Raw genomic sequence first — 13,184 nt, 5'->3', positions numbered from 1 at the left:
GTTGCTTCTAAACGTATTTCAAATCAATCTCCTTCGCTTCCGCCACAAACTCTTTCACTTTCTGCTCGTCTTCTTTACGGCAGATGAGCAAAACGCCGTCGTACTCGGCGACGATGAAGCCGTCCAGGCCGTTGACAACTACTAATTTGTCTTTTGGTGTTTTGATGATAGAATTCGTCGTGTTATGCAGGATCAGCTTGCCGTCTGTAACATTCAGATTAGCGTCTTTTTCAGAAACTTCGTAAAGCGACTTCCAGGTTCCCAGATCCGACCATCCAAAATTACTTAGCACAACATGCACGTTATCAGCCTTTTCCATGATTCCGTTGTCGATAGAAATGCTGCCGCAATGCTGGTAAGCCCGCTGAACGAATGCGTCTTCGGTTTCAAGATAATAATGAGCGTCCCCACCTTCAAAGATCTCGGCAATGTTAGGCTGAAACTTTTTTAACGCTTTTTTGAAAGCATTAATGTTCCACACAAAAATCCCCGCATTCCATACAAAATCACCACTATCCAGGAATTGAAGCGCCAATTCCAAATGTGGCTTCTCTGTGAACGACTTTACTTTCTTAACCGTCAGTTTGTCCGGAATGTATTGAATGTAGCCATATCCGGTGTCGGGACGGCTCGGCTGAATTCCCAGCGTCACCAGAATGTCCTCGTTACGCGTAGCACCCAGGGCGATATTAATAGTGTCCCTGAAATTTTCCTCCTTCAAAATAATATGGTCAGCCGGAGCCACAACCACATTTGCATTCGGATTTTTAGCTGCGATCTTGTAACAAGCGTAAGCAATGCAAGGTGCAGTATTACGCCTGTTGGGCTCGCAAAGGATCTGATCATCCGTTAAAGACGGAATCTGCTCCTTAACAATGCCCTTGTATTCATGACTTGTTACGATATAAATATTCTCGATCGGGCAAACGCCGTCGAAACGATCAACTGTCTGCTGCAAAAGTGTCTTACCGGTTCCCAACACATCGTGAAACTGTTTAGGGAAGTCTGTTCTGCTGAAAGGCCAGAACCTCGTACCAACTCCACCGGCCATTATAATTACATAAGAATCCTGCATTGTGAAAGGTAATTTTATTTATCCACACTATGAAAAACTACTCAAAGCTACGGATAAACGCCCACTTATGACCAATGCAAACGAACCAATGAGCCCAGAAAATGGGATTAATGCGCTCTTTTCGCCGTATAGCACATTTTTCACTTAGTTGCCGAATCACACATGGCCAAATTCTTCTAAAAATTCAAACATGCCAAGATTGTATAATTTAAAATGATTTGAAGAAAAAATAGTATAATTATGCTATGTGATACTGTAATATTCTTTTAACTTGCTGGAAGAACATCAACCCACTTAAAACCATGAAACACTTGTCTACAATGCTAAGATTATGCCCATTTATTTGGGTCATAATGTTTGTTTCCAATGCGTACGGACAGATTACAGTCAATGGCATAATCACCGAATCCACGACCGCGGAGCCACTTGCCGGTGTGAGTATCCAGGTTAAAGGAAAAGTAACCGGGACCATTACAGACAATAAAGGCGCATTCAATCTTACTACGACTTCCAGTCCGCCTTTTACACTAATTGTTTCATCCGTTGGATTTCAAACGCAGGAGATAGAAGTGACCGGTGGCATGTCCAAACTGGACATTAAGCTGGTGGAGCAGGTGATTTTGGGTCAGGAAATTATTGTTGCGGCTTCGAGGGTAGAAGAAAGCGTTATGAAATCGCCCGTTGCCATTGAAAAAATGGACATCCGAAATATCAGGGAAACGCCGTCGGCTAATTTTTACGACGCATTGGCCAATCTCAAAGGCATTGATATGACTACGCAGGGTGTTTTGTTCAAATCAGTAAACATGCGGGGGTTTGGCAGCACGGGTAATCCGCGGACGGTCCAGATGATCGACGGGATGGATAATCAGGCGCCGGGTTTAAATTTTCCCCTGGATAATATCATCGGCATGTCTGAGCTGGATGTTGAGAATGTCGAAGTCTTACCAGGTGCCGCTTCCGCACTTTACGGACCTAATGCGATTAACGGGCTGATCCTTATGAACAGCAAAAGCCCGTTTTTATATCAGGGATTAAGTGCCAATGTGAAGTCGGGCGTGATGCACGAGTCCAACCGCTCCCAAGCTACGACGCCATTTATAGACGGCACCATTCGCTATGCCAAGGCATTTAATAATAAAGTAGCATTCAAAGTCAACCTGTCCTACATTACCGCAAAAGACTGGGAAGCAACGAATTACAATAATTTAAATGTAGGCGGCGCATCCGATCCGAGGCGCGGTGCAGGAACCGATAACGATTACGATGGCGTGAATATTTACGGGGATGAGGTCCAGACCAACATCAATGCTGTTGCCGGCACATTGGCTGCCAACGGCCTGATCCCGCAAGCCGCAGTAGCACTGGTTCCGAATACATTTGTAAGCCGCACGGGTTACCAGGAAAAAGACATTGTGGATTACAATACCAAAAGTTTCAAAGCCAATGCGGCTGTTCATTACAGGATCAATGAGAAAATAGAAGCCATTGCACAGGTCAATTATGGCTATGGAACAACAGTTTACACCGGAACAGGCCGCTATTCGCTCCGCGACTTCAACCTGACGCAAGCCAAGCTCGAACTGAAAGCCGATAATTTCACAGTTCGGGCCTACACCACGCAGGAGCGTTCGGGAAAATCGTATCTGGCCGGGTTAGCCGCAGTTTCCATGCTTAATGATTTCAAGCCGCATGCCACCTGGTTTGGCGAATATGTAGGCGCTTTTGCGACCGCACGAGGTGCCGGAATGCCGGAGGAGCAAGCACATCTGGCAGCACGCGGCGTGGCAGACAAAGGTATGCCGATGCCGGGAACCGCAGCGTATGATCAGTTATTGGATAAATACAGAAATCTGCCGATCGTGAATGGCGGAGGCGGTTTTGCTGATAAAACCAATCTTTATCACATTGAAGGATTTTATAATTTTAAAAACCAGGTCAAATTCGTCGAGCTGCTGGCGGGCGCCAATTACCGCCTTTACGAGCTGAGATCTGCGGGGACATTATTTGCAGACACCAAAGAAGGCCGCAATGGAAAAATCCCGATTTCGGAATTCGGTGCTTTTTTACAGGCTGGCAAAAATTTGCTAAGCGATCATTTGAAACTGACAGCTTCGATCCGGTATGATAAAAACGAAAATTTTGATGGACAGTTTACCCCCAGAGTTTCGGCCGTAACCACATTCGGTGAGCACAACATTCGCCTATCTTACCAGACCGGTTTCCGCATCCCTACCACCCAAAACCAATACATTGACCTCAGAACACCATCCGGGACATTGATCGGCGGTTTACCTGAATTTGATGCCCGGTATAATCTTTCCAATGGTATTTTAAGGCAGAATTTATCAGAAGATGCTATAAAACAAGTCATTGCCAGTGACCCGAGCATTGTGCAAAATGCAACGAACTATGCCAAAGCAGCCGTTACGCAACAAGCTACTACGGCCATCATGGCAGCCGTAACAGCACAGGTGACAACAGCAGTAAACCAGGGTGTTGCTGCGGGGGCCATTCCTAATAATCCTGATGCCATTCAGGCAGCGATTACAGCGGGTGTGAACCAGACTTTGCCGGGCGTTCTTTCTGCTCAGCTTCCGGGCATTCTGGCCGCGCAAGTTCCTGGCTTGGTGCCGACGCTGGCCAAAGCATATGCATTGGAAAAACTGCCTAAATACAAACCAGCCAAGTTGAAACCTGAACGCATAGCCTCCTATGAGATTGGCTATAAGGCTGTTATTGGTAAAAAGCTTTTCGTTGATGCGTATTATTACATTAGTAAATACAAAAATTTCATCGGCGGAACGGTGATTGTCGTGCCCACAGCTGCTGCATCTCCCGGCCTTCCAATCGAATCGGGGATAGGTGTTGGGAATTTCAATGGCTATTCCAGAACGGTGAACACAACGGAAACCATTACGACGCGCGGATTTGCATTAGGCCTGACTTATTCACTGCCAAAAGGATTCAATGTAGGCGGTAATGTTGCCAACAACGAGCTGAGTGACTTCAAACCATCACCAGAAGTGCAGTATTCGCAATTTAATACGCCAAAATACCGCTATAACCTCTCTTTCGGGAGAAGAATTACAAGTAATAATTCAGTTGGATTCAACATTGCCTATAAATATCAGCAGGCGTTTTTGTGGGAGTCAAGCTTCGTTTTGCCCAGCACTACGAATGTGCCGATATTCTCAAACACGCGTGTGCCTGCGGTAAGCGTGCTGGATGCGCAGGTGAGTTATAAGGTCAATGCATTAAAATCGATCATTAAGCTGGGCGGCACCAATTTACTGGGCAAATCTTACATTCAGGCTTACGGAAGCCCTAATGTAGGCTCAACTTATTACGTCTCTATTACATTTGATGAATTGCTGAACTAGAAACCGGCTTACTTTTCGCCGTAAGACAGATCGCCCGCATCGCCGAGTCCGGGAACAATGTACCAGTGCTCGTTGAGCTTCTGATCGATTGCGCCTAGCCATAACCGGCAGTGCGGAATGCGTTTTTGTAGATATTCAACGCCCTCGGGACTGGCAATTACGGATGCAATGTGCGTTTGTGCGGGTATGCCGAAGCGGAGCAAAGCGTGATATACTTTTTCCATCGACCGTCCCGTGGCAAGCATCGGATCTATTAATATTAATATTTTACCCGTCAGGTCCGGACTGGTAATGTAGTCCATTTCAACCTCAAACTCCTCTTCCGCATTGATGTGATGACCCCGGTAAGCGCCGATAAATGCATTGTCGGCCTTATCAAACATATTCAAAAAACCCTCGTGCAAAGGCAGTCCGGCACGCAAAATCGTGGCCAGGACCACGGGTTGGAGCAATGACCGGGACGGTGCTTGTCCGAGAGGCGTCTCTACTTTTTCCGTTTTGAATGTGAGCGTTTTAGAAAGTTCGTAGGCCAGCAACTCTCCTATCCGCTCCAAATTCCTGCGAAATCGCATCCTGTCTTTCTGCAAATTTACGTCACGCAATTCGGCCAGATAATGATCGGCGATGGAAGGTTTTTGGGAAAGTAAAAACATAGGAAGGACAGTTTTTTAAACTACTCCATGCAAGATAATACAAATTCATTGACGTAATTTGGAAGAGTTATTTGAAAAATCATCCGCAAACGGTGAATGGTGTGAACAGTAGATTTTTTTTGCCTATGGATCAAGGAATTATCCGGCTTTTCAAAATATTGATTTTATCACTGATATCCCTGTCATACGTACATGCACAAAGTTCTTTTGTTCCTTTCAATGACGATTATTACCATTTAATTGATCGTTTAGAGATCAAAAGGGGCAAATTCACAGAAGGTTTTCATTCCAATGTCAAGCCCTTTGAGCGTAAAGCAATTGTTGCGTTAACAGACTCCATATTAAAGGAAGGAACAATAAATCTGACGGACCGCGACTGGGAAACCATTGATTATTTGCGGGAGGATAGCTGGGAGTGGACAAATGGAATGATCGCTACGGATTCCCTGAAATACGATAAATTGGCCAGATTAGGCCTTTTTAAGGATCCGCCGCCCGGAAAAAAACGCAGATTTTTCAATCACCCCGCCGACCTTTACAGCATTCACAACCAAGATTTCGACCTGCATTTTAACTTTACTACAACCAACTTCATAGGCAGCGATAACAGCTACGGTAAAAAGTTCGGCAGAAATGAGGATTCGACACCAAACCGATTATGGGGAACCAGCAGAGGTGTGGAAATTCGGGGGATGATCAATGAGAAGCTGGGATTTTATACATATGTAACAGATACGCAGGGCCGTTTCCCGCGCTATGTTGATGATTTCAAAAATATTTACAGTTTCCCGGGTGAAGGACTGGCCAAAGCAACCCGGAACCGTGGCATCGACTATCTTACGGCAAGAGGCTACATTACATTCAGACCGTTAAAGAGCATTAATGTGAAGTTCGGGCACGATCATAATGTGTTCGGAAGCGGTTTCAGGTCATTGATCCTGTCAGATAACAGCAGCCCTTATTTATTCTTACGACTTGATACACAGCTTGGTAAATTCCGCTATACCAACTTGTACACCAGCATGATCAATGCCAATACCCGTTCATATCAAACCGACGGGCTCCTGAGACGTAAAAAGTTTGCGGCAATTCACCATTTGAGCGTCAACTTAACGGACAAAATCAATATTGGTGTATTTGAGGCAGAGGTTTTTAACAGGGATTCCGTAGGCGGCGGTTATGATCTGAATTATCTGAACCCGATCATTTTTTATCGTTATGTGGAATCTTATCTGGGAAGTAAGGACAATGCCATTTTAGGTTTCGATTTCCGTTGGCTGGTTGCTAACAAGGCTTCCATTTACAGCCAGTTTGTACTTGATGAGTTTTTAACCAAATTCCTTTTTAACGGCAGCGGTTCCTGGACGAATAAATATAGTTTTCAGCTTGGAGGGAAGTATGTGGATGCATTTGGCGTGCCTAACCTGGATTTGCAGGCAGAATACAACGTGGTTCGACCCTACACCTATTCGCATAAGGACGGTGGTGCCAATTACGTACATTACGGACAATCATTAACACATCCGTTGGGCGCGAATTTCCGTGAATATCTCGGCATAATCCGTTATAAAGCCACTTCCCGGCTGTCTTTTTACGGGACCATTATGATGGCCAACCAGGGAAAAGACCCCGATGAAAATACCAACTTTGGCAGCGATATTACAAAGAGTTACGATAACCGGAACGGCGATCTGAATCAGACGATCGGCCAGGGCATTAAAGCCTCCACTGCTTACACGGACCTGCGGGCAAGCTATTCGCTGGCACATAATTTATTTATTGACGGCCGTTTTCTCCAAAGAAGAATTAATTCTCCCGACGAATCAATAGCCGCCAAGTCGACGGTTTGGTCCCTGGCACTGCGCTATAACATGGCATTTCGCCAGCACACTTACTAGTAGTCAACGACTTCCTTTATTTCACACCGATAACCTTTATCAAAAACCATAAGTAATATGGAAACCAATCCCCATGAACTTCGCGATCTGATTCGGCTTGCTTTGCTGGAAGATATTGGCGACGGCGATCATTCTTCCCTCTCCTGCGTGCCCGAAAATGCGACCAAGCGCGCACAATTACTTGTGAAACAGGATGGAATTCTGGCGGGCGTTGAGGTGGCCCAGATCATTTTTGACGAGACGGCCGCAGCCTATAATTACCCCCCCCTAAAAATAAATGTGTTACTTCTTGACGGAACTTACGTCAAAAGCAAGGATGTGGTATTTACCGTTGAAGGGAATGCACGATTGATCCTGAAAGCTGAACGGCTGGTTCTCAACACAATGCAGCGCATGAGCGGCATTGCAACCTACGCCCGCCAGATGTCGGATCTGATCAAAGACTTGCCCGTAAAGCTGCTCGACACCAGAAAAACGACACCTAATTTTCGTTTTTTTGAAAAATTAGCTGTAAAAATCGGCGGTGCGGTAAATCACAGGATGGGCTTGTACGACATGATCATGTTGAAAGACAACCATGTGGATTATGCAGGAGGCATCGAACCGGCCATTTTGCGCGCGAGTGCTTACAGGCAAAAATTGGGTAAAAACCTGAAAATTGAAATAGAGACCAGAAATCTCAAAGAAGTCGACGAAGTGCTGCGTGTGGGGATGGTCGACATTATTATGCTGGATAATTTTTCACTCGATGACCTGCGCGAGGCCGTAAAACGCATTGGCGGACGGTACGAAACGGAAGCATCGGGAAATATTACGGAAAAAACATTGCGCGCGGTGGCGGAAACCGGCATTGATGGCATTTCCAGCGGCGCATTAACACACCAGGCAAGGAGTCTGGATTTGAGTTTAAAAGCCTTTTAACCTTTCACTAAAACCAAAAGCGTATGATTAAACTAAATACATTAACATACGCTTTTAGGTCAAAAATCCGGGATCGGGCGGTTCTGCCATGCATTGTCCTTACGCTCATTTTTTTATTGAGTCCCAAAAACCTTTTTGCCCAGGAGCCGCCGCGCAGGGAGATTGACATTGATGCCTTCATCCAAAACCTGATCGCCGATCCTTCCGAAGAGGCTGATTACAGCGAACTCTACGAATCGCTTTTCGCATTATATGCTGATCCGATAGACATTAATAAGGCAACCCGTGACGAATTGGCGGCTTTAATGCTCCTTTCAGAAAAACAGTTAAATTCCTTTTTCAAATACCGCGAGCAACTCGGCCCGCTCATTTCCCTCTACGAACTACAAGCCATTCCTGATTTTGATCTGGCCGCCATTTATCGGTTACTGCCTTTTGTGACGGCCCATTCGCGCACATTGTCCCTGGCTGAGTCGCTGAAAAACCCTTCGCAACATTTCCTGATCGTCCGCTCCGGAAAATTGTTGGAAAAACAAAAAGGCTTCCTGCCTGCTGATTCCGGATCTACGGCTTCAAGATATAACGGAAAACCAGTTTACGGATATTTGAAATACAGGAATTCCCGCGCGGGAGTTTACAGTTACGGCTTCGCTATGGAGAAAGATGCGGGCGAAGTGTGGTGGCACTGGAATGCAAAACGGCAAATTCTCGGCTCGGATTTTTCCTCATTCCATGTACAGATTATGAATCAGGGAAAGATCAAAAACCTGATCATTGGGGATTATCAAATGCAGGCTGGGCAAGGACTTGTAATGGCCGCGGGATTTTCGCTTGGCAAAGGTGCAGAGGTCATCAGCTCCACATACAGAAGCACATTAGGCTTAAAACCTTACACTTCTGCATTGGAATCCAACTTTTTCCGGGGAGCCGCAGCGACATTTTCATTGTCAAAGCATTTTGAGCTGACAACATTTTATTCTTATACCAAAAGAGACGCAACTGTTAATGACGCGAAAGACGATCGTGAGCACATAGCCAGCTCCTTACCCGTCACCGGTTACCATCGGACAGCCGGCGAGCGGGACAAGCATAATAATCTTTTGGAACAAAATATCGGGATGCATTTGCTCTTTAAGCTGCCTTCCAAAGCTGGCCAGCTTGGCTTCACATGGCTGAATACGGGTTATGACATTAAATTACAGAAGCGGAATGCGGCTTACAACCGCTATGAATTTTCCGGGAAACACAATCTTGTTGTTGGCCTGCATGGAGATTACCGATGGCAAAACATTCATTTTTTCGGAGAAGCGGCGCGCTCGAAAAGCGGAGGTTACGGCGCCATAGCAGGCTTAATAGCAGCATTAGGTAAAAAGTTCGATCTCAGCTTTTTAGGCCGGCATTACGACCGCAATTTTCATACATTTTACGGAAACGCCATTGCCGAAGCCACGCGACCGATCAATGAAACGGGCGGTTATGCGGGCTTTCGTTACGCGCCGGACCGGCGTTGGAAGCTGAGTGCCTATTATGATTATTTCAAATTTCCCTGGCTGAAATATCTGGTAGACGCGCCTTCGAAAGGTTATGATTATTATTTCCACATTCTCTGGAAGCCTAACAAGCGATTTAATGCTTACGCTTTATATCACCAGAAGAAAAAACAGCGCAATGCGCCGTCAGATAGCGCGAACGAAGATGGGCTCGTTTCCACAATCCGCAAAACGGCAACAATCAATGTTGAATATGAAAAGCCGCTCCGATTTTCTCTTAAAACACGCTTACAAAGCGGCAATCTGGCCTATGTAAAGATTTCAAAATCAAATGGTTTCACCCTTTTGCAAGACGTAAGCTGGCAATTTCCCAGGCTGGAACTGAGTGCCCGCCTCGCCTATTTCAAAACGGATGATTACGACAGCAGACAATATGTGTACGAAAAAGATATGCTTTACGCCTTCTCCATTCCCGCCTATTACGACGCCGGCACCCGGCATTATCTCATGGCGCGTTATGCTGTTTCCAAAAATATGAAGCTGTGGCTCAGGTGGTCACAAACACGCTATGCAAATCTGGACAAAATCAGCTCCGGCCTGAATGAAATTCAAGGTGACAAACGCAGCGAGTTGAAGGCCCAGGTAATGTATCAGTTTTGATTAAATGTTTTTGATTGCCCGTAATTAATCCCAAAATTTGACCTCTTTTTCAAGATCCAATGCAAGACAACAAACTAGAAGCACTTAAAAAATATTTTGGTTACGACTCCTTCCGACCGCAGCAAGCCGAAATCATCGACACCGTCATGGCAGGCAAAGATTGCCTCGTCCTCATGCCGACCGGCGGCGGAAAGTCAGTCTGTTTCCAGATTCCCGCCATACTCAAAGACGGCCTGACCGTTGTTATCTCACCCTTGATCGCGTTGATGAAAGATCAGGTGGAAGCATTGCGGGGGAACGGGGTGAATGCGGCGTTTCTGAATTCATCCCTGTCTGGCGCTGAGCAGGATAGCGTGATGTGGCAAGCAAAAACAGGCGAATTGAAGTTGCTATACATTGCACCCGAACGCCTTTTTTCGGGAAATACATTTGATTTTTTACGCGAGTGGAATGTAAAGTTGTTTGCTGTGGACGAATCGCACTGTATTTCGTCCTGGGGCCACGATTTCCGCCCGGAATATCGCCAGCTGAACACTTTAAAAATGCGCTTTCCTGACATTCCGGTCATTGCATTAACAGCAACCGCCGACCGCGTGACACGCAGGGACATTCTGAAACAGCTGAACATTGAATCTGCCGAAACATTCATCGCTAGTTTCGACCGGCCCAACCTTAACCTGAGCGTGCTTCCGGGTAGAAAACGCATGCAGCAAATCCAGGAGTTTCTGAAAAAACACGAGGGACAGGCCGGCATCATTTACTGTCTGAGCCGTAAAGGAACCGAAACTGTTGCGGCGAGCCTGAAAAACGCCGGTTTCAAAGCCGAATATTATCACGCAGGTCTGGCGCCGGATAAACGCTCTCGCGTACAAGAGCAATTTCTGAAAGATGACATTCAGGTGATTGTAGCCACCATTGCATTCGGAATGGGGATTGACAAATCCAATGTGCGCTGGGTTATTCACTACAACTTGCCTTCAAATGTCGAAAGCTTTTACCAGGAGATCGGGCGGGCAGGGCGTGATGGTTCTCCTTCGGACACCGTGCTTTTTTACAGCTTCCTGGATATCATTACCAGGCAAGATATGATCAACAATTCGGATCAATCTGCCGAGCAGAAAGAGCTTTTGCACGCCAAACTGAACCGGATGAAGCAATATGCGGAAGCGGACATTTGCCGGAGGCGCATCTTACTCAGCTATTTCAATGAAGCCGTGGATTACGACTGCGGAAACTGCGATGTGTGCAGAAACCCAAGAACGCGGTTCGATGCCACCGTTATCGCCCAGAAAGCCCTTTCCGGCATTGCGCGCACCGACCAAAAAATAGCGATGGGGATGCTGATCGATATTTTGCGGGGAAGCCGTAACCGCAACATTCTGCAACACGGCTACGACCGGCTTCCCACCTTTGGCGTCGGTAACGAGCTTCGCAGGGAAGAATGGGCGGAATACATTGGCCAGCTGCTGAACTCCGGCGTGATGGACATTGCGTACGACGAAGCACATTCATTCAAACTAAATCCGGTGAGCAAGCAGGTTTTGAAAGGCGAACGCAAAGTAGAGCTCGTGAAATTCATTCCGATTTCCGAACGCAAAGCCAAGGAAGAAGCGCTGGTTCCGAAAGAAAAACCGAAGCAGGAAATCATTCGCGATGCATTGTTCGAACGCCTGCGCATATTAAGAAAGCAAATGGCCGACGCGCTGGGCGTTCCGCCTTATGTCGTTTTCAGCGATGCAACGCTTTCAGAGATGGCGCAGAAAAAGCCAATTTCGGAGGCGCAGATGAAAGCCGTTTCAGGGATTGGTGCAGAGAAATTCCGTCGTTATGGCGAAACATTCATTAACGAAATTCTGGCCTTTGCAAGGGAAAATACGAAGCCCGGAACACGTGTGGTAAAGGGAATGACCTATGTAGAAACACTGGATTTGTATCAGGAAGGTTACTCTTTAAAAATAATTGCAGAAAAACGTGATCTCAGTACAGTCACCATTATTTCACATTTAATTAAGCTGAAAGAAGATGGTCACAACATTGATTTACGAAGACTTATTGATAATCAGGCATATAATACGATAATTCAAGCTGCACAGGAAATCCAGGTTGGAAAAAACGATCCGCTCAAACCCCTTTTCGAGCTGCTTAACGAGCAATTCGACTACGGACAGATCCGGCTCGCACTTGCACTTTTCGAGGAATCACGGAATTAAGTTTTATATTTACATCATTATACTATCAACGCCATGTCAAGACAAAATATACTATCTGGTTCTCCTTGGGAAGACAAAATGGGATACTGCCGCGCGGTGCGCATCGGTAACATTATAGAAGTTGCAGGCACTGTTGCCATCGTTGACGGAGAAAAAGTAAAGGCAGACGATGCTTTTGCTCAGACGAATAACATTATTGAAAGAATCGAAAAGGTTTTGCAGGAAGCCGGAGCCAGTTTAAATGATGTTGTGAGAACACGCATTTTTACCACGGACATCAGCCTGTTTGACGATATAGCAAGAGCGCACGGCGCTTCTTTCAGGGATATCAAGCCTGCTACGGGGATTTACGAGATCAGCAAACTCGTTGCGCCGGAATATTTAATTGAGATCGAGTTCACGGCCATTGTGTCGTAATATATTGAAATAGTTAAAAAAGGCCTTTACATAATGATAAGTCACTTTTTTGTACTAAAATAATTTTTTAACGGTTACAACCATCTGGAGCGAAAATTGCTCTTTGTGTTGTAGTTGTCTGAAAAGGACCCTTAAAAAATAGACATCTTAAATATGAAAAATAAACATACGTTGCTCATAGCCACCTTTTTACTAGGACTTTGTGTAATACAAAAAGAGGCACGTTACAAAGCAATGACGGGTGGGAATGTGGAAAAAATGTACAATATTCCCTCAATAGATAGAAGTGGTGAATTGGCAAACCAGGAATTATCCAACTCACGCCAAGCGCAGGAAGTGACTATTCTGTCAAAATCCGATTTATTTGATTTTACTTCCTTAGATAGTTCCTCGCAGTCGGTGAGTTCGGTGAAATTGATGAACAACAGCCTGCTTAACATTTCGTCGGGAACGAAATTGCTTAATAATTAAAGACAC

The 13,184-nt window shown here is 45.7% G+C and carries 9 protein-coding genes; 7 read left to right on the top strand and 2 right to left on the bottom strand.

Going from position 1 to position 13,184, the window contains the following annotated elements; genetic code table 11:
• Positions 1-7: 7 nt before the first annotated feature.
• On the bottom strand, positions 8-1,075 hold the full coding sequence (locus LZG74_RS00405) for a mannose-1-phosphate guanylyltransferase (protein WP_233794699.1): 1,068 nt from the start codon (positions 1,073-1,075) through the stop codon (positions 8-10).
• A gap of 353 nt (positions 1,076-1,428) precedes the next feature.
• Between LZG74_RS00405 and LZG74_RS00400 the strand changes: the two genes are divergently transcribed.
• A complete protein-coding gene (locus LZG74_RS00400; RefSeq protein WP_233794698.1) occupies positions 1,429-4,458 on the top strand; it encodes a carboxypeptidase-like regulatory domain-containing protein in 3,030 nt (1,009 codons plus the stop codon).
• Between the two features lie 8 nt (positions 4,459-4,466).
• Here LZG74_RS00400 and upp read toward each other — a convergent pair whose 3' ends face one another.
• On the bottom strand, positions 4,467-5,111 hold the full coding sequence (gene upp / locus LZG74_RS00395) for a uracil phosphoribosyltransferase (protein ID WP_233794697.1): 645 nt from the start codon (positions 5,109-5,111) through the stop codon (positions 4,467-4,469).
• 125 nt (positions 5,112-5,236) lie between these two features.
• On the opposite strand from upp, the gene LZG74_RS00390 reads away from it, so the two are divergent.
• The 6 genes from LZG74_RS00390 to LZG74_RS00365 all read left to right on the top strand — a co-directional run bounded on the left by LZG74_RS00390 (position 5,237) and on the right by LZG74_RS00365 (position 13,178).
• Positions 5,237-7,009 carry a capsule assembly Wzi family protein gene (locus tag LZG74_RS00390; RefSeq protein ID WP_233794696.1) on the top strand — a complete coding sequence of 591 codons (1,773 nt, stop codon included), beginning with the start codon at positions 5,237-5,239 and terminating at the stop codon, positions 7,007-7,009.
• Between the two features lie 57 nt (positions 7,010-7,066).
• A complete protein-coding gene (gene nadC, locus LZG74_RS00385) occupies positions 7,067-7,930 on the top strand; it encodes a carboxylating nicotinate-nucleotide diphosphorylase (protein ID WP_233794695.1) in 864 nt (287 codons plus the stop codon).
• A 23-nt stretch (positions 7,931-7,953) separates the two neighbouring features.
• The gene (locus LZG74_RS00380; RefSeq protein ID WP_233794694.1) at positions 7,954-10,080 is read left to right on the top strand and encodes a helix-hairpin-helix domain-containing protein; all 2,127 of its coding nucleotides are present in this window, start codon (positions 7,954-7,956) and stop codon (positions 10,078-10,080) included.
• 59 nt (positions 10,081-10,139) lie between these two features.
• Positions 10,140-12,290, top strand: a complete 2,151-nt coding sequence (gene recQ / locus LZG74_RS00375) for a DNA helicase RecQ (RefSeq protein ID WP_233794693.1) — start codon at positions 10,140-10,142, stop codon at positions 12,288-12,290.
• A gap of 33 nt (positions 12,291-12,323) precedes the next feature.
• Complete coding sequence (locus LZG74_RS00370) at positions 12,324-12,707, top strand: RidA family protein (protein WP_233794692.1); 384 nt, start codon at positions 12,324-12,326, stop codon at positions 12,705-12,707.
• 153 nt (positions 12,708-12,860) lie between these two features.
• Positions 12,861-13,178, top strand: a complete 318-nt coding sequence (locus LZG74_RS00365) for a hypothetical protein (RefSeq protein ID WP_233794691.1) — start codon at positions 12,861-12,863, stop codon at positions 13,176-13,178.
• The last annotated feature ends 6 nt before the right edge of the window (positions 13,179-13,184 follow it).

Source organism: Dyadobacter sp. CY327 (assembly GCF_021390415.1).
In the GTDB taxonomy this organism is placed as follows: domain Bacteria; phylum Bacteroidota; class Bacteroidia; order Cytophagales; family Spirosomataceae; genus Dyadobacter; species Dyadobacter chenhuakuii.
This window is presented reverse-complemented; position numbering and strand designations above follow the sequence as displayed.